Annotated in this window: 14 protein-coding genes; 8 read left to right on the forward strand and 6 right to left on the reverse strand. The window is 37.3% G+C overall.

Annotated elements, in window-relative coordinates; genetic code table 11:
* Nucleotides 1-174: 174 nt before the first annotated feature.
* Genes PTQ27_RS07135 through trkA form a run of 4 tightly spaced genes read left to right on the forward strand, consistent with a single transcriptional unit; the run spans nt 175 to nt 6,015 of the window.
* Nucleotides 175-2,811: a TRAP transporter permease gene (locus tag PTQ27_RS07135; RefSeq protein ID WP_273749195.1), complete on the forward strand. Its 2,637-nt coding sequence runs from the start codon at nt 175-177 to the stop codon at nt 2,809-2,811.
* Between the two features lie 47 nt (nt 2,812-2,858).
* Nucleotides 2,859-3,284, forward strand: coding sequence for a universal stress protein (locus tag PTQ27_RS07140; protein WP_273749194.1), 426 nt, complete (start codon nt 2,859-2,861; stop codon nt 3,282-3,284).
* Between the two features lie 52 nt (nt 3,285-3,336).
* Complete coding sequence (gene rsmB, locus PTQ27_RS07145) at nt 3,337-4,638, forward strand: 16S rRNA (cytosine(967)-C(5))-methyltransferase RsmB (protein WP_273749193.1); 1,302 nt, start codon at nt 3,337-3,339, stop codon at nt 4,636-4,638.
* The gene (gene trkA, locus PTQ27_RS07150; RefSeq protein WP_273749192.1) at nt 4,639-6,015 is read left to right on the forward strand and encodes a Trk system potassium transporter TrkA; all 1,377 of its coding nucleotides are present in this window, start codon (nt 4,639-4,641) and stop codon (nt 6,013-6,015) included.
* Nucleotides 6,016-6,098: 83 nt separating this feature from the next.
* On the opposite strand, the gene PTQ27_RS07155 is transcribed toward trkA, so the two are convergent.
* From PTQ27_RS07155 to PTQ27_RS07170, 4 genes are all read right to left on the reverse strand, one after another.
* Nucleotides 6,099-7,034: a KpsF/GutQ family sugar-phosphate isomerase gene (locus PTQ27_RS07155; protein ID WP_273749191.1), complete on the reverse strand. Its 936-nt coding sequence runs from the start codon at nt 7,032-7,034 to the stop codon at nt 6,099-6,101.
* Between the two features lie 164 nt (nt 7,035-7,198).
* Nucleotides 7,199-8,341, reverse strand: a complete 1,143-nt coding sequence (locus PTQ27_RS07160; RefSeq protein ID WP_273749190.1) for a glycerate kinase — start codon at nt 8,339-8,341, stop codon at nt 7,199-7,201.
* Nucleotides 8,342-8,350: 9 nt separating this feature from the next.
* Nucleotides 8,351-9,613 (reverse strand): GntP family permease, encoded by a 1,263-nt coding sequence (locus PTQ27_RS07165; RefSeq protein ID WP_273749189.1) that lies wholly within the window; start codon nt 9,611-9,613, stop codon nt 8,351-8,353.
* Between the two features lie 120 nt (nt 9,614-9,733).
* Complete coding sequence (locus tag PTQ27_RS07170; protein WP_273749188.1) at nt 9,734-10,858, reverse strand: sugar diacid recognition domain-containing protein; 1,125 nt, start codon at nt 10,856-10,858, stop codon at nt 9,734-9,736.
* 248 nt (nt 10,859-11,106) lie between these two features.
* Here PTQ27_RS07170 and PTQ27_RS07175 point away from each other — a divergent pair, with 248 nt between their 5' ends.
* The 4 genes from PTQ27_RS07175 to purL all read left to right on the forward strand — a co-directional run bounded on the left by PTQ27_RS07175 (nt 11,107) and on the right by purL (nt 17,421).
* Nucleotides 11,107-11,745, forward strand: coding sequence for a nucleoside recognition domain-containing protein (locus PTQ27_RS07175; protein WP_273749187.1), 639 nt, complete (start codon nt 11,107-11,109; stop codon nt 11,743-11,745).
* Nucleotides 11,742-12,200, forward strand: a complete 459-nt coding sequence (locus tag PTQ27_RS07180; protein WP_273749186.1) for a YjiG family protein — start codon at nt 11,742-11,744, stop codon at nt 12,198-12,200. Before PTQ27_RS07175 ends, PTQ27_RS07180 begins: the two co-directional genes overlap by 4 nt.
* 8 nt (nt 12,201-12,208) lie before the next feature.
* Nucleotides 12,209-13,333: a M20/M25/M40 family metallo-hydrolase gene (locus PTQ27_RS07185; RefSeq protein ID WP_273749185.1), complete on the forward strand. Its 1,125-nt coding sequence runs from the start codon at nt 12,209-12,211 to the stop codon at nt 13,331-13,333.
* Between the two features lie 191 nt (nt 13,334-13,524).
* Complete coding sequence (purL, locus tag PTQ27_RS07190) at nt 13,525-17,421, forward strand: phosphoribosylformylglycinamidine synthase (RefSeq protein WP_273749184.1); 3,897 nt, start codon at nt 13,525-13,527, stop codon at nt 17,419-17,421.
* 154 nt (nt 17,422-17,575) lie between these two features.
* Here the strand turns inward: purL and PTQ27_RS07195 are convergent, their stop codons facing one another.
* Together PTQ27_RS07195 and PTQ27_RS07200 are read right to left on the reverse strand one after the other, a co-directional pair.
* Nucleotides 17,576-18,775, reverse strand: a complete 1,200-nt coding sequence (locus tag PTQ27_RS07195; RefSeq protein WP_273749183.1) for an McrC family protein — start codon at nt 18,773-18,775, stop codon at nt 17,576-17,578.
* Nucleotides 18,763-20,403 carry an McrB family protein gene (locus PTQ27_RS07200; RefSeq protein ID WP_273749182.1) on the reverse strand — a complete coding sequence of 547 codons (1,641 nt, stop codon included), beginning with the start codon at nt 20,401-20,403 and terminating at the stop codon, nt 18,763-18,765. Before PTQ27_RS07200 ends, PTQ27_RS07195 begins: the two co-directional genes overlap by 13 nt.
* Nucleotides 20,404-20,493 lie beyond the last annotated feature (90 nt).

A 20,493-nucleotide genomic window follows, 5' to 3' on the forward strand; every position in this document is an offset into this window, starting at 1 on the left:
GCTGGTTTTTTGTCTTTATTTGGCTGTTGATAACTTATTAGTTTTTTGATATGAATTAATAAGTTATCAACAGTGTTTTGGCTCATAAGCGGTCTGTTTTTTAGAAAATTTTGCAAAAATATGCAAACTTTTAGGAAAATAACGCCGCTTGATATTTATTTTGAGGAGTCTTTTATGTCAGTTGAATCTAAAGTAGATTACGATGACCTGCAAGATATGGTGGCTTCAAATGATACCGGGGGGCGAACACCGTCTGGCATTGCGAAGAAAGCCATTGTTTATGGTGCTATTTTGTGGTCTCTTTTTCAGATTTATTATGCATCCCCTGTCCCATTTGTTTTACAGGAATGGATAACTTCTGCAGGCTTTAATTTGAATGTGGTAGTCGATGATACGAAAGCTCGTTCTATCCATTTAGCGTTTGCAATGTTCCTTGCCTTTTTATCTTACCCTGCTTTTGCAACCTCCCCTAAACATCGAATTCCTTATATTGATTGGGCATTTGCATTTTTAGGAGCATTTTTAGGATTATACTATTTGTTCTTTTACGAAGGGTTGGTAAAACGGTTTGGTGCCCCTAATTTGCAAGATATTATCGCAGGTTGTGCAGGGGTTCTCTTAGTACTGGAAGCCACTCGTCGTAGCCTTGGGTTACCATTGGTCTTAATTGCGATAGTATTCCTACTTTATAACTTCTTTGGGCAATATTTACCTGCAGAGTGGATAATTAGCCATCGTTCTGGCTCACTTTCTCAAATTGTAAACCAGCAATGGATTACCACTGAAGGTGTATTTGGTGTCGCCCTAGGTGTTTCAACCAAATATGTATTCCTATTCGTATTATTTGGTGCATTACTAGATAAAGCCGGTGCGGGTAACTATTTCATTAAAACAGCCTTTGCTTATTTAGGGCATTTAAGAGGCGGGCCTGCGAAAGCTGCGGTTGTTTCTTCAGGTTTAACTGGTTTAATTTCAGGCTCTTCGATTGCCAATGTGGTCACAACAGGTACATTCACCATTCCTATGATGAAACGTGTTGGTTTCACCAAAGAAAAATCAGGTGCGGTTGAAGTCGCTTCATCGGTAAATGGGCAAATTATGCCACCTGTTATGGGGGCGGCAGCATTCCTTATGATTGAATATGTGAATATGCCATATAGCCAGTTAATTACTCACGCATTCTTGCCGGCATTAATTTCTTATATTGCATTGGTTTATATCGTGCATTTAGAAGCGTGCAAAATGAATTTACAAGGTTTACCAAGAACTGATCCACCAAGTCCATTCTTAGTCTTTTTATTAAGAATGGTTACTTCAATTCTTGTTGTAATTGGATTAGTTATCGGGGTTTATTACGGTTTAGGTTGGATTCGTGTAGTTGCACCTGATTATGCTTTCTCCATTGTATGTGTATTGCTTGCCACTTGGTATATTTTAGCCATTCGCCGTGTAGCAAGCTTCCCTGATTTGGAAGTTGATGATCCTAACTCTGATATTGTGGCATTACCAGCAAGAAAACCGACAGTGAATGCAGGCTTACATTACTTAATCCCTGTTGTTATCTTACTTTGGTGTTTGATGATTGAAATGTTATCACCAGGGCTTTCAGCATTTTGGGGAACGGTTACATTGATTTTCATTCAATTAACACAACGCCCGTTATTAAATTTCTTCCGTAAAGAATCGATTACTACCGAAATTATTAAACAAGGTGTAAAAGATGTGATCGATAGTCTTGAGGCGGGTGGTCGCAATATGACGGGGATCGGCTTAGCAACAGCAACTGCGGGTATTATCGTAGGGGTTGTCGCATTAACCGGTTTTGGTGTTCAGCTTTCAAACGTAATTGAAATTCTGTCGATGGGTAACATTTTATTAATGTTAATTCTTGTGGCAGTGTTTAGCTTAATTTTAGGTATGGGCTTGCCAACAACCGCAAACTATATCGTCGTTTCGTCTTTAATGGCGGGCGTTATTGTTGAGGTTGGTCGCCAAAACGGATTGATTGTACCGTTAATTGCAGTGCATTTATTCGTGTTCTACTTTGGTATTATGGCGGATGTTACACCTCCTGTTGGTTTAGCATCTTTTGCGGCAGCGGCAATTTCTGGCGGTAGCCCGATTAAAACAGGTATGGTGGCATTCTTATATAGTTTAAGAACAATTATCCTACCATTCCTATTTATCTTTAATACGGATTTATTATTAATCGATCTTCGTTATCCAGGACACGGTTGGTTAGTATTCTTTACCGCTACCATCGGGGTATTAGCATTTACCTCTGCGACAATGAATTTTGTTGTTGCTAAAAATAAATGGTGGGAAACCGTATTATTACTTGTTGCGGCATTTGCTTTATTCCGCCCAGGCTTCTTTATGGAAAGAATTTATCCATCAGAGCGTCATATTGAGCCGATTCACTTAACAGAACAGCTACAAGATGCAAAAGTAGGGCAAAATATTACGCTAAAAGTCGCTGGAATGAATCCTTATGGTAAAGAAATAGAGTTTTATGCTCAGCTTCCTGTGCCAGAAGGAGAAAATGGAGAAGAACGTTTGAAAAACTTAGGTTTAACCTTAATTCAAACGGAAGAAACCATTGAGGTTGATGATATTGAAACACCGAAAATTATCATTGATATGGTAGAAATGGATTCAGAAGCTGCTAAGGCAGGTTTAAACTGGGATCAAACATTACTTTATGTTGCGGTTCCACAACCTGCTCCAGCAAAAGAATGGATATTTATCCCTGCCTTGTTAGTTCTTGTTGGTGTTATTGCAAATCAACGTCGCAGAGCAAAAAAACAATAATTTCTAACTCATAAATGCCCTTTAAGGGCATTTATTAAGGATTTTCTATGTACAATAAATTACTTATCGCCATTGATTTAGCGGACCTGAAAAGTGCGAAATATGTTGTAGAAACAGCACTTCAAATAACAGCTAGTAATCCTAATGCGGTTTACCGTGTTGTTTCTATTATTGAGCCGGTGGATAACAGCCTAATTGCAGCGTTTTTACCAAAAAACTTTGATAAATCGGTAGTGGCAGAAGCTAACCAAAAACTGCACGAGTTTACTAAAGCTAACTTTCCTGAAGGGTCTAAAGTGCAACATATTGTTGCCTATGGCACCATTTATGAAGAAATTTGCCGTATTGCGGAGGAAAAATCGGTAGATTTAATCTTAATGCTTGCAAGCAGTAACCCTAAATCGAAAGGGTTAAGCTCCAATACCGTAAAAGTGGCTCGCAATACAACTAAACCAATTTTAGTTTTAAGATAATCTCGCATTCAGTTACAATAGTGCCATTCTGTCAGAATGGCATTTTTATTTTATGAAAAAACTTTCTTCTCGTGCGTTAAGTGCACATATTATTTTGCAGGTATTAGATCAAGGAAAGTCGCTTTCCACCCTTATTCCTGACGCTCAAAAACAACTAGACCCAAAAGATTTACCACTGGTACAAGAAATTACTTTTGGCATTTGCCGAGTATTGCCTCGTTTAGAATCTATTATTAAATTGTTAGTGGAAAAACCGCTAAAGGGTAAAACACGTTTAGTTCACTGCTTGCTTTTAGTTGGGTTATATCAACTGCTTTATATGCGAGTGCCGGCTCACGCAGCGGTAGATGAAGTGGTTAATGCAACCAAAGCCTTAAAACTTGATAGTTTTCGGGCTTTAACCAATGGCGTGCTACGCCGTTTTTTGCGTGAACAAGATGAAATTCTGGCAAAAGTAGATAAACATTGGCAAACGTATCACCCAGAATGGTTTGTGAATCAGCTTAAAAAAGCTTACCCTCATTGGCGAGAAATTATTGAAGCAAATAATCAACGTCCACCAATGTGGATTAGGGTAAACACTCAATGTATAAAACCAAATGATTATGCAACCTTATTAGGCGATTTGGTAAATTCCGAGCCAAATCCGACCGCTTGTATCCCCCTTTGTGCATTATTGCTAGACAAACCTGTCGCCGTTACGCAACTAATGAACTTTGAAAAAGGTTGGGCAACGGTGCAAGATGCCCACGCACAATGGTCGGCAGAATTATTAGGTGCCGAAAATGGCGAAATGATTTTAGATGCTTGTGCCGCCCCTGGTGGGAAAACCACCCATATTTTAGAGAGAGCCCCAAAAGCGAATGTTATTGCTTTAGATATTGAAGAAAGCCGTTTAAAACGAGTGCGTGAAAACCTAGAACGATTAGGGCAAACAGCAGAAGTTGTTTGTGGTGATGCCTCAAAACCAGAGCAATGGCTAGATGATAATATTATGTTCGATCGCATTTTATTAGATGCACCTTGTTCTGCAACAGGGGTAATTCGCCGCCACCCAGATATTAAATGGTTGCGTAAAGAGAGTGATATTGCGGAATTAGCTGCATTGCAACGCCAAATTCTTGAAGCTTTATGGCAAAGGTTAAAACCAAACGGCATTTTGCTCTATGCAACGTGCTCGGTTTTACCGCAAGAAAATAGTAAGCAAATTCTGCAGTTTATTCAAACTCACCCAGATGCAAAACAGCTAGAAATGGACTTTAATAGCGAAAAAGTATTGGAAAAACAGTTCTTCCCACAAGCAAATGGCGGAGATGGTTTCTTCTATGCAAAATTACAAAAAGTGGCAAATTAGATGAAAATTATAATTGTTGGTGCTGGGCAAGTTGGCTCAACCTTAGCTGAAAACTTGGTAAGTGAAGATAACGATATTGTCTTGATTGATAATGATCCTGCACGCTTAGATAAGCTAAAAGATAAGCACGATTTACAAGTTGTTCGTGGCGAATATGCCTCTCCTCAAGTTTTGCGGGAAGCAGGAGCTAGCGATGCTGATTTATTGGTTGCGGTAACAGATAGTGATGAAGTCAATATGATTGCCTGCCAAGTCGCTTATACGCTTTTTAATGTGCCAACTAAAATTGCACGTATTCGCAGTGCTGATTATGTGCGTGAAAAAGAACAGCTATTTAACGACGATGTGTTGCCAATCGATCATATTATTGCACCGGAAATCTTGGTTAAAAAAGATATTCTACGCTTAATTCATTACCCTGGAGCCTTACAAATAGCACACTTTGCGAATGAGTTGGTAAGCCTTGTTAATGTAAAAGCTTATTATGGTGGGCCTTTGGTTGGTTACCCTATTTCGGCATTACGAGATCATCTACCTCATATTGAGGCCCGTGTTGTCTCTATTTTTCGCCAAGACAAGCCTATTGTGCCACAAGGCTCTACTATTATTGAGGCGGGCGATGAGGTGTTCTTCATCTGTGCGACACAACATATTCGAGCGGTAATGAGTGAGCTACAACGCTTAGATAGACCCCATAAACGTATTATGATTGTCGGTGGCGGTAGTATTGGCTCATCTTTAGCACGAGATTTAGAAGAGCAATACCAAGTTAAAATTATTGAACGCAATCCTAAACTAGCGGAAAAACTGGCAGAAAAACTATCCCATACCTTAGTTTTAGCTGGCGATGCCTCAGATGAAGAATTGTTATTTGAAGAGCATATCGAAAATATCGACTTATTTCTTGCCGTAACCAGTGATGATGAAGCAAATATAATGTCCGCCCTACTAGCAAAACGCTTAGGGGCAAAAAAAGTGATTATTCTTGTGCAACGTTTAGCTTATTTGCATCTTATTCAAGGGGGGACTATTGATATTGCTATCTCCCCACAACAAGCGACAATCTCTGCCTTAGCAAGCTATGTTCGCAAAGGTGATATTCTTCAAGTTTCATCATTAAAACTTGGTGTTGCTGGAGGAATAGAAATTATTGCCCACGGAGACGAAACCTCATCGAAAGTGGTTGGAAGACAAATTAAAGATTTAAAATTACCACAAGGAGCTATTGTTGGAGCAATAGTACGAGGCGAAGAGGTAATAATTGCTCATAAATCAACAGTTATAGAAGAAAATGACCGAGTCATCATTTTTGTAAATGATAAAAAGCAAATTGATGAAATTGAAAAATTATTCCAAATAGGTGTATTCTTCTTATAGAGATCTCTATTAAAAATAGTAGTAAAAAATGTGGAAAAAACACCCGCTTGCAAGATAACAAGCGGGTGTTTTTTGGGCATAAATTAACTAGAAAATTCAATAAGTCCGGAAACTTTCCCTTTTTCATCAATAGCAATTAACGAATGGATATGCAATTCCTTCATTAAATCTTCCGCTTTGGCAAGGAATTCAGATTCATCAATCGTTTTTGGATTGCGGGTCATAATTTCTGAAGCGGATTTATTTAAGCTTTCAGCTCCAAATTTTGCAAGAGTACGGCGAATATCGCCATCGGTAATAATCCCCTCTAATTTATCGTCATGCATAATGATTGCGACCCCCATTCTGCCTTCATTCATCACATTTAAACATTCGGTAAACGAACTTTCGGGCGAAATAATCGGTAACTTACGGCTCATTACATCACGTACACGGTTCAATAAACGGCGACCAAGACTACCACCAGGGTGGAAACGGGCAAAATCTTCTGCTTTGAAATCACGAGCTTTAATTAAGGCTATCGCTAATGTATCCGCCAATGCCATCGTTACCAATGCAGAGGTTGTTGGGGCTAAATTATTTGGGCAGGCTTCTCTTTCAACGTTAATGTTTAAGATAAGATCGGCATTTTTGCCTAATGTCGAATAAGGGTTGCCGGTCATCGCAATAATTTTATTACCAAAACTTTTGAGGCTAGGGATCAGTTTATTTACATCGTCCGTTTCGCCACTATTGGAAATTAAAATAACCACATCAATCGGCTTAAGCATTCCCAAATCACCGTGAAAAGCTTCTGTCGGATGTAAGAAAAAACTCGGTGTTCCTGTTGAAGCAAAGGTTGCAACCATTTTCTTGCCGATTAACCCCGATTTTCCAATACCTGCAACAACAACTCGCCCAGTACATTCTAGGATTAACTCAACCGCTTGATTAAATTCTTCAGATAATCGTTGGTTTAATCGCTCTATTTCATAGGTATAAAGAGATAAAGTCTCTTTTGCACTTTCTAAGTAGTTCATTTTATTTTCTCTATACTCATTATAACCGCTATTGCAAGCGGTTATTTTTGCGTGAATTTTACACATCGCGGTAATTTTAACAATTTCTGCATAGTTAAGCTAATACTAGAGAAAATATATAAAAAGAAAAGGCATATAATTTTATACCTCTATTAGATAGATTATTAATTTATTACCATATGTATTTGAATTAATCGAGCAACATTTTCTGCACTAGATGTCAGATTCTCTCGCCCTTTAGCTAAGGTTTCTTCAAGTGTCCCTAGATTGCGGATAATAGGAAAGACGGCATCAATTCCGTGCTGGTAAACAACATTGTAATCTTCTCGTAAGCAACCAACGATCGCAATGACGGGTTTTCCAAACTGTTTTGCTGTTTTCGCAACCCCAACCGGTGTTTTTCCTGCAATACTTTGAGCATCCATTCGCCCTTCACCGGTGATGACTAAATCTGCATTTTTGACTTTTTCTGCCAAGTTTGTTGCATCAATAATGATTTGTACACCCGCTTTTAATTCGGTTTTAGGTAATAACAATAAGCCACCACCCATTCCGCCAGCAGCTCCAGCCCCTGCTTTGTCTGCAATATTTATGCCTAGTTGTTGTTCCACAATATCAGCAAAGTGAGCTAGTGCCTGATCTAGCGTTTCTACCATTGCAGGAGTTGCACCTTTTTGAGGACCGAATACTGCTGAGGCTCCTAATTCTCCGCATAATGGATTGTTTACATCACAAGCAACTTCAAAGGTAACATTTGTTAAACGAGGATCAATATGTTCTGTTGAAATTGAAGCTATTTGTTGAAGTTGTTCTCCACCAAATCCAATTTCATTACCTTGCGAATTTTTAAAGACGATTCCTAATGCTTGCAGCATTCCCACGCCACCGTCATTTGTTGCACTACCACCAATGCCGAGTAGAATTTTTTGCACACCTAAATCTAATGCTTTTTTGATAAGCTCTCCGGTTCCGTAACTAGTGGTTTTAAGAGGGTTTCGTTGTGTAAAAGGCACTAAATGTAAACCTGAAGCTGCTGCCATTTCGATAAATGCAGTTTGTTTATCGCCAGAAATACCTAAAAATGCAGTTGTTTTGTTCCCAAGAGGAGCAGTTACTTCAACCTCAATAAGTGAGCCTTGTGTTGCATCAATTAACGATTGTACAGAACCTTCGCCACCATCTGCCATTGGTACTTTTACATATTCTGCATCTGGATAAATCTGTTTAAAGCCAGCTTCTATTGAATCTGCAACTTCCAATGCAGTTAAACTTTCTTTAAATGAATCTGGGGCAATTACAATTTTCATCACACACTCCTAGAATAATTTGAATACACCAAAAATAAGGGTTGAAATAACAGCCATTAATAAACCAACGGCACTCTCATATGGAATAAGACGCAGGCGTTCTTTAATATCCATATTCACACTGCCACCTGTTGCGTGGAAGAATGAACCGTGTGGCATATGGTCTAATACCGTTGCCCCAGCGTGGATCATTGCCGCACCTGCTAAGCCTGAAACACCAAGTTCTAATAATGTCGAACTAAAAATATTTGCTGCAACTGCAGTACCTGCAGTAGTAGAAGCTGTCGCTAGGGACATTAACGCACCAGAAATAGGAGCTAATAAATAAGAGGGTAATCCCGAAGCTTTTAAGCCATCAATTAATAGATCTTTTAAACCTGAATTAGCAATAATTCCAGCTAATGCACCGGTACCAAGTAACATTATGGCTACAGGTGCCATTTTTAATAAGCCAGAGGTTGCAAATTGATTGATTTGTTTAGCTCTTCCCATTGCAACTGCCCCCGCTAGACCACCAAGCGGTAATGCAATTAACGGGTCAATACTGATATTTGCAAGTGGACGTAAGGCTAATAAAATAATTGCAACGAGGGGAGCGATAATTGCAGGTAGGAAGGTTGGAAGATGTTGGCTACTTTGGATTGCCACCTCACTATCGACTACTTTTGAACCTTTATTGATTAAACGTTTTGCTAAAAAATAGGTTAAAGTGATACCAAAAATTGCAGGAATAATGCCAGCAGCCATTACAGATGTTAATGGCACTTGGAAAGAATCTGATGCAGCAATCGCATTTGGGTTTGGGGACATAATGTTACCTGCTTTTCCTCCACCAACCATCGCCAATAAAATGGCAGGTTTTGATAAGCCACCTCTTTTCGCTAATGCAAGAGCGATAGGTGAAACAGTAATAACGGCTACATCAACAAATACTCCAACAGAGGTTAAGATCATTGTTGATAATACCAAAGCTAATAATGCTCTAGTCTCACCTAATTTCTTTACTATTGTTTCAGCAATCGTACTAGCAGCTCCTGATTCAATAAGTACACCAGCTAGCACACCGGCTGCTAAAATACGCATTACTGCGGTAGTAATGCCTTGTGCACCACCAATCATTAACCCAACAGTTTCTGTTAGATTTGCTCCACCAATTAAACCACCAACTAATGCCCCAACAAGCATTCCATATGCCGGTGGCACCTTTTTTAGAATCAAAATAATCGCAACTGAAAGTGCTATGATTGCACCAAGAGCAGATACTGTAACCATTTTTATTTCCTCTAAATGTTAAACACGATTAGCATTATGAGGATATAACCAAATATTTTCGTTAGATAAATAAACAAAAAAACTGCATATTAAAGAAATATTTTTGTAATTTAATACAATTTATTTAAGTAACAATGCTCCAAGATAAAGAATAACTCGTTCATCTATCTTATTGAAAGATAAGGAAGTTATCTGTTCGATTTTATCTAATCGATAGCGTAATGTATTAGGATGAATAAATAGCTTTTTAGAAGCGTGAGCTAGATCACAATTTGAGAAAAAATATTGTTGCATTGTTTTGAATAAGAAGTGCTTCTCATCTTTTTTTATAAGTTGAGATACAGGGGCTAATAGCTCTTTAGCTTGCCACGTTTGAGCAAAATCGGCTAATAATGTTGGAAATTTATAATCTTCAAATAGCAACACCTGCTTTTTTAAATGATGCTGTTCAGCATACTTTAATGTTTGCTGTGCGGTATGGTATGAAAAAGGAATCTCAATTAAGGTAGAAACACAAATACCAACCGAAATTTTATAGTTATGTTGTTGTAATTTTGATGGAATGTAGTGTTGCCATAACTGCTTTTTTGAAGTTGCAAATTGACTATCAAGCGGTTGTAAAAACAAGATATTTTGCAAATTTACCACCGCTGTTAAGATATGTGGATAATAATGTGCAAAATGAGAAAGTAATGCCTCTAATTCTTCCGCAGTCGTATCATTTAATTTTATTAAGCAGGCTACATACGATTGATTTATTGGTAACTGAAAAAACGAGGCTTTATGCTTAATTTGCTCAATGGATAGCTCTCCTTTCGCTAAGCTTAAAATAAACTCCTCTTTATATCGGCTTTGCCAACGCTCCTTTTCTAATTGAGCAGATTGCTCTACCATTAACTCCGCTGCCATTTTCACTAACTCGGCATAATGCCTAACTTGACTTGGAAAACCTGAAACACCAATTACACCAATATTTTCACCAAGATAGGTAATAGGAATATTTATCCCTTGTTTTATTTCCTGATGTGCTTCTTTTAAATTCCATTGACGTAATAGTTTTTCATCTATCTCAATTAATTGATTTTTCCGTAATGCTAATACCGCACCTGAATGATGTTGCCCTAAACGACTAGGATCGCCAGAGGCAATAATTACACCGTTTTCATCCATTACATTGACAGAATTTGGAATAATTTGCATTGTGCGTTTAACAATAGCTTGTGCAAGTTGTTTATTAAGTTTCATTCGTTTATTTAACCGATTAGTTATGGTTATTTATCTGATTTTACGAAATATTGGGTAATAAAAAAACTACAGAGAGAGTTACAGTTATAATTATTTTAAATGGCAAATCACATTAATTCTAAGAAGATTATATTTAATTAATGCTATGTATTTAGTTGCTTATTTTGGTTTTGAGATACAGATCACATCACTCTTTAAATATAAATAGTAGAATCAAATTTGGTTATTTGATTTTTTAAGGAGTTGCTATGGAAAACAATGTCACAACTAAAAAGCTGATTGTTGGCACTATTTCGCTAGCTTGTGCGATCATATTCTTTGGTGGTTTTGCCAAAGACTTTGTAGGCGGTATTTTTGACTTCGGTAAACTAACAGGACAATTTCCAGAATGGCTAAAAACCTCTGGAGGAAGCAGTGCAAAAGGAGGATTCCTTTTTGCTGTAACACTTATTCCAAGTGTGATGTTAGCTCTCGGTTTTGTAGCAATTTTTGAACATTTTGGTGCATTAGCTGCGGCATCTAAATGGATGAGTCCAATTTTAAAACCATTAATGGGAATTCCCGGTAGTTGTTCCATTTCTTTAATTGCAAGTACACAAAGTACTGATGCTGGCAGTTCTACAACTAAATTTTTGCGTGATGAAGGTAAAATTACTTATAAAGAGTTACTAATTTTTGCTGCCTTTCAATTTAGTGCTGGAGCACTTTTGACTAATTTCCTCTCTTCTTTTGCTCCATTACTTTTGGTTTCAGATAAATCGGGTGCTGTAGCTCCAACCACTATTGCTATGTGTTTGGGGGTCATATTTTTATTCAAAATTTTTGGTGCGAATTTAATGCGTTTATATGTAAAAACTTTCGTAAAAGAAGAGGAGGCTGAAGTATGAGTACGCAAAAGAAATTAATTACTGATATTTTTATTGAAGGTGCTCGTAAAGGTTGGGATATTGCTATTCATAGCACAATTCCTAATGTTCTTATGGCATTTGTAATTATCTATATGCTAAATGCTTCAGGTTTACTTAAAATAATTGGAGAGTGGCTAGGTTTTATTATGGCTCCTGTTGGTTTACCTGGCGAAGCAATAGCCGTATTTTTAGCCGCATTCTTAAGTTGGGGCGGCGCAGCCGGTGTATTAGTAGCATTGGTTCAAGAAGGGGTACTTAATGCTCATCATATTGCTATTTTATTACCAGGTATGGCATTAGTCGGATCAACCGTACAATATATGGGACGTGTTCTTGGTGTGCTAGGAGTGCCTGGCAAACATTACTTAGTCTTGTTTGGCATTTGTATTATCAATGCTTATCTTGCAATGTTTGTGATGCAGTTTTTAATTTAGGAGGCATTATGGAAACCAAAGCATTAGATACTTTTTTAGCTGAGCTAAAAGAAATTACTGATATTGAAAGCCCAGCAAATTCACTTGAAGGTGTTAATAAAGTCGCAGATTGGTTTATTCACAAAGCAGATAAATTGGGTTTAGCACATAAACGTTTACCTATGACAAGCGATAAAGTTGCAGAGAGCTTACTTATTAGTAATGATTTAAACGCCTCGCAATATGACATTCTATTTATTGCTCATATGGATACGGTTTTTCCTGTCGGTTCTGGCAAGGATGTTCCGTTTACATTCAAAGATGGAAAAGTGAATGCACTTGGAGTAATCGATGATAAATCAGGTGCACTTTTAACGTTTTATATTTTGCAAGAACTAGATTTAAGTAAACTGAAGGTTGCCGTTTATCTAAATTCACACGAAGAACTTGGTTCTCCTTATGCGAAAGAAAGTATTCGTGAGTATGCCCGTAAATCAAAATATTGTTTTGTTATGGAGCCAGCTCGTGAAGATGGTTCAATGGTTGCAACTAGAAAAGGTGTTATTACCTATGATATTGAATTTCACGGTGTACCAGCTCACGCAGGAAATAACCCTGAACGTGGTCGTTCAGCCTTAGTTGAAGCAGCTAATTTTATTGTAGAGTTCTCTAAATTAAATGATTATGACATAGGGCATACTTTCAACTGTGTAATGACAAATGGAGGTACAGCTCACAATGTGATAGCTGATTATGCCAAATTAACTATTGAAATGCGTTATCGCTTGCCATCATCAACTGAGTATTTTGAGGCCCAACTACAACGTGTCTTAGGTAATCCATTTGTCGAAGGAGTAACATCAACTAAAACACTTGTAAATGATGAGGCTCCAATGATTGATGAAGTAAATTTACCAAAAATTAAAGCCTTATTTGATGAAGTAGGTCAAGAAATGCAAACTGAGGTTAAATGGATTGATGCTGGTGGTTTAAGTGATGGCAATATTGCTGCTTCTGCAGGTTGCCCAACCATTGATGGATTAGGCCCAACAGGTGGCAATATGCACGCTAAAACGGAATATTTAGTTGTTGATTCTATTGTACCGAAGTGTAATTTAGTGTTAAGAGTTATTAATAAGCTATTTGCTCTTTAAATATTTCGCAACCCTTTGTTTTAAAAGAATACAAGCGGCCATTTTTTCGTAAGATTTTACAAAAAATGAACCGCTTGTATTTATTTACTAAAGATTGCTTAAAGTTTCATACTTAAATTATGCAATGCAAACGTTTGCGTTATCATCTATAATAAGCATAATTTTTATTTGTTTAGATACGGAATCAAAATATGACTGTACAAACCTTTCGTGGCTCGCCTGCCCTTTCTGAATTTCGTTTAAATCAACTTCAACAAAAATTTGCTACAGCAAATCTACCGGTAAAATCAGTTTATGCCGAATATGTGCATTTTGCCGATTTAACTGCGCCGCTTTCTTCAGAACAAGAAGAGAAATTAAACCAATTATTGCACTACGGCCCAACTTTAGCCGAACACGATCCTGTGGGTGAATGTTTTATCGTGATTCCTCGCTTTGGTACGATTTCTTCGTGGTCTTCAAAAGCCACCGATATTGCCCATAATTGCGGTTTGGCACAAGTTGCCCGTGTTGAACGTGGCTTGGCATACTATTTTGAGTTTGAACGTGCATTATCTGCACAAGAAGAAACCGCACTTTCTGCATTATTACACGACCGTATGATGGAAACCGTTATCCGCAATGCAGACGATGCAGCGGTGCTGTTTAAACAACAAGAACCGAAACCATTTACCACGGTAGATATTTTATCGGGTGGTCGTCAAGCGTTAGAAGATGCAAACGTAAATTTAGGGCTAGCATTAGCCGATGATGAAATTGACTATTTGGTGGAAAATTTCACTAAATTAGGCCGCAACCCGAATGATATTGAGCTTTATATGTTCGCTCAAGCCAATTCAGAACATTGCCGTCATAAGATCTTTAATGCGGATTGGATTATTGACGGAGAGAAACAGGAAAAATCGCTGTTTAAGATGATCAAAAATACGTTTGAGAAAACCCCTGATTATGTGCTGTCTGCCTATAAAGACAATGCGGCGGTGATGGAAGGTTCGAAAGTCGGTCGTTTCTTCCCTGACGAAGACGGTCAATACCGTTACCACCAAGAAGATGCCCATATTTTAATGAAAGTGGAAACCCATAACCACCCAACGGCAATTTCGCCATTCCCAGGGGCGGCAACAGGTTCGGGCGGTGAAATTCGTGATGAAGGGGCAACTGGTCGTGGTGCAAAACCCAAAGCCGGCTTAACAGGTTTTTCTGTATCAAACCTAGTGATTCCAAACTTTGAACAACCTTGGGAAAACCCGCTTTCCAAACCAAGCCGTATTGCATCCGCCTTAGATATTATGATTGAAGGGCCATTGGGCGGTGCGGCATTTAATAATGAATTTGGTCGCCCAGCGTTATTAGGTTATTTCCGTACTTATGAAGAAAAAGTAAACAGCTTTACCGGCGAAGAAGTGCGTGGCTACCATAAACCGATTATGTTAGCAGGCGGTATCGGCAATATTCGTGCCGAACACGTGCAAAAAGGCGAAATCCCTGTTGGTGCGAAATTGATTGTGCTTGGCGGCCCTGCGATGAATATTGGCTTGGGTGGCGGTGCAGCCTCTTCAATGGATAGCGGTAAATCAAAAGAAGATTTAGATTTTGCCTCGGTTCAACGTGAAAACCCAGAAATGGAACGCCGTTGCCAAGAAGTGATTGATCGTTGTTGGCAGTTAGGCGATGACAACCCGATTTTATTTATCCACGATGTGGGGGCTGGCGGTTTATCCAACGCAATGCCAGAACTTGTTCACGATGGAGAACGTGGCGGTAAATTCGATTTACGCAAAATTTTATGTGATGAAAAAGGAATGTCGCCACTTGAGATTTGGTGTAACGAATCGCAAGAGCGTTATGTGTTGGCGGTTGCCCCAGAAAAACTCGAATTATTTACCGCACTTTGTGAGCGTGAACGTGCGCCGTTTGCGGTGATTGGTGAGGCGACGGAAGAGAAACATTTAACCCTTGCCGATCCGCATTTTGACAACAAACCGATTGATTTGCCAATGGATGTGTTGTTAGGCAAAACACCGAAAATGACCCGCGAGGTTTCGCAAAAATCCGTTGAAAATGCACCGCTTGCACAGGAAGAAATTCAATTAAAAGAGGCATTACACCGTGTATTACGTTTGCCTGTGGTGGCGGAAAAAACGTTCTTGATTACGATTGGCGACCGCTCGGTAACCGGTATGGTTGCCCGTGATCAAATGGTTGGCCCGTGGCAAATTCCGGTGGCTGATTGTGCAGTAACTACCGCAAGTTTGGATAGCTATCACGGCGAAGCAATGTCAATGGGTGAACGTGCACCTGTGGCATTATTAGACTTTGGTGCATCTGCTCGTTTGGCTGTGGCAGAATCGATCACAAACATTGCGGCCACGGATATCGGCGATATTAAACGCATTAAACTTTCGGCGAACTGGATGTCCGCAGCAGGTCATAGTGGCGAAGATGCCGGTCTTTATGAAGCGGTAAAAGCGGTGGGCGAAGAACTTTGCCCTGCATTGGGTTTAACTATTCCAGTAGGTAAAGATTCTATGTCGATGAAAACTACTTGGCAGGAAAACGGTGAGCAGAAAACCGTAACCGCACCACTTTCTCTAGTGATTTCAGCTTTCGCTCGTGTAGAAGACGTACGTAAAACCGTTACACCACAGTTGCGTACCGACAAAGGGGCAAGCCGTCTATTGTTAATTGACTTAGGCGAAGGCAATAATCGCTTAGGGGCAACTGCACTGGCTCAAGTTTACAAACAGTTAGGCGACAAGCCTGCAGATGTTGTTAATGTTCAAGCATTAAAAGACTTCTTCAACGCAATGCAAGCGTTAGTGGCAGATGGTAAATTATTAGCCTACCACGACCGCTCAGACGGCGGTTTAATCACAACACTTGCAGAAATGGCATTTGCAGGGAATTGTGGTGTCGATGTGGATATTTCCGCCTTAGGCGACAACGATTTAGCGGTGCTATTTAATGAAGAATTAGGGGCTGTTATCCAAGTTGCCGACAGCGAATTAAATGCGGTGCGTGAAGTGTTAAAAGATCACAATCTACTTCATTTAACCAAAGAACTCGGGGCGGTAAATGCCGATGATCGTTTTGAAATCAGCCGTGGTGCTCGCAAACTGTTAAGCGAAAAACGTTCGGAACTGCGTGGAATTTGGGCAGAGCTTACCCACCAAATGCAACGCTTACGTGATAACCCTGAATGTGCAGACCAAGAGTTTGAAGCGAAGAAAGATCCGAATAACAAAGGCTTATCGGCATTCTTAACTTACGATGTAAACGAAGACATTACCGCACCTTTCATCAACAAAGGGGCAAAACCGAAAATTGCAATCTTGCGTGAACAAGGGGTAAACAGCCATTACGAAATGGCGGCTGCCTTTGACCGTGCGGGCTTTGATGCGATTGACGTGCATATGTCCGACTTAATGGCCGGTCGCCATAATGTGAATAATTTCAATGCGTTAGTAGCCTGTGGAGGATTCTCTTACGGCGACGTACTTGGTGCCGGTGGTGGCTGGGCGAAATCCATTTTATTCAACCCAGAATTGCGAGATCAATTCAGCCAATTCTTCGCCAACCCGAATACCTTGGCATTAGGCGTATGTAATGGCTGTCAAATGCTCTCTAACCTAGCGGAAATTATCCCTGGCACGGAAAATTGGCCACGCTTTGTCCGCAATAAATCCGAACGCTTTGAGGCTCGTGTTGCAATGGTAAAAATCAACGACACCAACTCACTTTGGTTCAACGGAATGGCAGGTAGCCATATGCCGATTGCAGTCAGCCACGGTGAAGGACAGGTGGAGTTCAAATCACCAGAACAATTTGCAGGCTTAAAAGCACAAAACCTAGTGGTTGGACAATACATTGACAGCCTGCTTAACCCAACAGAAATTTACCCTGCTAACCCGAACGGTTCAGTAGAAGGGGTTACCATTATTACAAATGTGGATGGACGAGTCGCAGCAATGATGCCACATCCAGAACGTGTATTCCGTGCGGTAAGTAATTCTTGGTATCCTGAAGATTGGACGGAAGATGGGGCTTGGATGAGATTGTTTAGGAGTGCGAGGATAGTGCTTAAGTAAACCTAAAAAAACAGCTTTTGATCTACTCCAATTTTTGGTAGTAGATCATTTTTAGCAGGTATTTTTATCTTAAACAACTTTGATTTAAAACCCAAATGCTCAAAGAGTCTGCTATAAGCCTTATTATATATAGCTCTACGGATATTAATGATTCTTATATAATAAGGTCTCCACAAAATATATCATTCTTAATATTAAAAAATATTATATTTAGAAATAAATCTGTTGAATTGTTGGTGTTATAGTTAAATGATTTTGGATAGCAAATGTCATAAGTAGGATATATTAAATACATATTCTTACATTTATATTTGTTGCCATATGCAAGTAGTTGATAGAAGTCAGCTTGATTGAAATCACTATCATCAACTATCTTTTTCCACTTGGAATCTATAATGATATTTTTTTCACGTATGTATATGTCTGGTTTTAATTTAAATTTATAATTATCAGTGATATTATCTTTAAGTAAATGATGTTCACAATGTTGAAGTTGTATATTTTTCTCCATTTTTTTTAGATTATACCCAACGTAACTTTCAAAAATTTTGTTCATATCAAGTAAAAATGCAAAAGCAATATCATTTCCCCTGTATGGACTGAATGAATTACCTTGTAAGAAAATTTTACACCACAAAAGTATTTGTACATAGTAACTCATCTGTCGATCAAGTTTAACTTTTGAAAAATCATTACTAGTATCCTTACTTAAGGATATATGATCAAATAAATATAGATATTCTTGGATACGTTGCTTATTCTGGTTAGATCTTGATATTTTTTGTAAAAATGCTAAAGTGCTTTTAATTAATCTATTTTCTACTCGATCAGTATTAAATTCTGCTAAATGAATATAAAATCTCTCTTTATGATTATATTGTATTTGTTTAGATATATTTAACTTACCTCTTAGATATCCTAGATTATCTTCATGTTCAATATAATCACTTTTTATTCCTTTTTTAATTAGATAGTAAAGTTCATTTAGAAACATAGAAATAAAGATTTCTGTTAATGGTAATTTTGTGTAAGAAAGATTTGAAATGTCAATATTTTTAAATGGATAATTTCTTAATGATCTTAACATTTTTAATAAGATAGACTTTGATTCATTTATTGAGTTATAACCATTTTCGTTATATATTTTAGGTAAAATCTCAAGTGCCTCTCCATTTTTTGTTTGAATTATTCCAACATAATTTTGAGCCTGCAAGAAATCTCCGATTTTGTCTCTACCTAATTTTAGAAATTGAGCAATTTCAATATTATCTTTTATAAAATTTTCTATTGACTTAAAAAATAATACATTCTCTTTTTTAAGATACAATTTATCATATTCTTTTAATGTGACCATCTTTCTTTAAGTATTTGAGTGATTTTATCTTCATTATTAATTTTATATGAATATTTATCTTCTAAAAAATCATCAGGTGAAGAGATAAATATTTTTTCGTTTTCTATTTTTTCTCTTTTTATTATTTCATTTTCATTATTATCGCCTAGAACTAATCTAATTTTTTCCCAATCATCATAGAAATATTCTTGAAGTAAAGGAATAATTTTATTTATAAAAATATCTTTTAGATCCTCAGCATCTGAATTTTCATCTAAGCTCATAAAATATGCGTGTCCTATCGTGTGCTCTCGATCATAAAGATACTCAATACGCTCATTTATTATTGTTAACATTTTTTCTAAATCTATGTTTGAAGCTAAACATTTGGACTTCAAAAGTTCTGGTTTAGGTCGCATTTCCACAAAATTAAATCTACGTCTAAGCGCTGTATCCATAAGAGCAATAGAGCGATCAGCTGTATTCATTGTGCCAATAATATATAAATTATTAGGGATTCCGAATTGTTCTCCAGAATAAGGGAGTTCTAATACAAGTGCATCTGGTGCTCCAATTCTTTTTGTTGGTTCTATTAGGGTAATAAGCTCACCAAAAATTTTTGATATATTTCCTCGATTTATTTCATCTATGATTAAAACATAATTTTTATTGCAGCTTGAATAAATACATGAATGACATAGTTTTTTTAAAATTCCAGATTTAATATCATAATGTATATTTCCATTGTCATCTGTAGTTGCTTTTATTCCTTCAATAAACTCTTCATATCCATAACTTTGGTGAAATGTTATAAATTTTATTTGGCCATTATCAACAAATTCTTTGAATTTTATCTGCATGAAACTTTTATTTTTTGAATTATGATATAATTCTAATGCAAGATTATTATCTTTTTCTGCTAGTATATTTAATGCATGCTTAATAGTGTTATAAGTTTTACCTGTACCTGGTGGTCCGAATAGAATCTGATTTAATGCATTAGCCTTTTTATTTATTTTTATATCGTAATTATTATTAAAATCTTGATGTTTTATTATAGGCTGAGAGGATTTAAATTCATTAAAAAGTTTGGCTGAATAATCATAGAAGGAGTCACTATCAGGTTTTTTTAAAATTAGTTCTTTCTGGATAGTGGAAATTTTATTGGATTTCAAATTATATTTTTTAGCTAAAAATTTAAATGCTTCATTACTAACTATTTGTAATAATGATTCTTCAGGCGCATATATAAAAGCTATTTTCCATTTTATGGAGGAACCTAAATCAATATTATCTATTTGCTCAAATAGGCAATTTTGCGCAGCTATTATAATTTTTAGTATTAATTTCTTAATATTTTCAAAAGCTTCATCTTTATCTTTACCGTATTTTTTATACCAAGCATATGTATCATCACCAGTCTGGCCTTTTTTATATTTTATATTTTCTGTTTTATTTCTTCTAAAAATACCAAATTTATAGGCTGAACCTCCCCCAATACCAATAATATCGTTAGTTTTAGATTCTAACCAATATGTAAAAGAATTATTCCTCTCCAAATTAGTATATTGTTCTAGAGTCATATTTTTTACGGTATCAATAGGCCATTCGTCTAAGAATTTTTGCTTTGTTTCTTTCCAATTACTCATTTATTTCTCCATTATATTAGATTAATGGTATTACTGATGTTTTTTTAAATATATTTCTTATTTTAATGTATGTCTAAAAAAACTCCAGCT

Origin of the sequence: Mannheimia cairinae (assembly GCF_028649535.1) — a bacterium.
Classification (GTDB): Bacteria; Pseudomonadota; Gammaproteobacteria; order Enterobacterales; family Pasteurellaceae; genus Mannheimia; species Mannheimia cairinae.

Bases quoted from the DNA above. Each gene is read 5' to 3' on its own strand.
- rsmB (WP_273749193.1), top strand. From the start codon at position 3,337: ATGAAAAAACTTTCTTCTCGTGCGTTAAGTGCACATATTATTTTGCAG.
- PTQ27_RS07175 (WP_273749187.1), top strand. From the start codon at position 11,107: ATGGAAAACAATGTCACAACTAAAAAGCTGATTGTTGGCACTATTTCG.
- PTQ27_RS07195 (WP_273749183.1), bottom strand. From the start codon at position 18,775: ATGGTCACATTAAAAGAATATGATAAATTGTATCTTAAAAAAGAGAAT.
- PTQ27_RS07160 (WP_273749190.1), bottom strand. From the start codon at position 8,341: ATGAAAATTGTAATTGCCCCAGATTCATTTAAAGAAAGTTTAACTGCA.
- PTQ27_RS07165 (WP_273749189.1), bottom strand. From the start codon at position 9,613: ATGGTTACAGTATCTGCTCTTGGTGCAATCATAGCACTTTCAGTTGCG.
- PTQ27_RS07185 (WP_273749185.1), top strand. From the start codon at position 12,209: ATGGAAACCAAAGCATTAGATACTTTTTTAGCTGAGCTAAAAGAAATT.
- PTQ27_RS07200 (WP_273749182.1), bottom strand. From the start codon at position 20,403: ATGAGTAATTGGAAAGAAACAAAGCAAAAATTCTTAGACGAATGGCCT.
- PTQ27_RS07155 (WP_273749191.1), bottom strand. From the start codon at position 7,034: ATGAACTACTTAGAAAGTGCAAAAGAGACTTTATCTCTTTATACCTAT.
- PTQ27_RS07140 (WP_273749194.1), top strand. From the start codon at position 2,859: ATGTACAATAAATTACTTATCGCCATTGATTTAGCGGACCTGAAAAGT.
- PTQ27_RS07135 (WP_273749195.1), top strand. From the start codon at position 175: ATGTCAGTTGAATCTAAAGTAGATTACGATGACCTGCAAGATATGGTG.
- purL (WP_273749184.1), top strand. From the start codon at position 13,525: ATGACTGTACAAACCTTTCGTGGCTCGCCTGCCCTTTCTGAATTTCGT.
- PTQ27_RS07170 (WP_273749188.1), bottom strand. From the start codon at position 10,858: ATGAAACTTAATAAACAACTTGCACAAGCTATTGTTAAACGCACAATG.
- PTQ27_RS07180 (WP_273749186.1), top strand. From the start codon at position 11,742: ATGAGTACGCAAAAGAAATTAATTACTGATATTTTTATTGAAGGTGCT.
- trkA (WP_273749192.1), top strand. From the start codon at position 4,639: ATGAAAATTATAATTGTTGGTGCTGGGCAAGTTGGCTCAACCTTAGCT.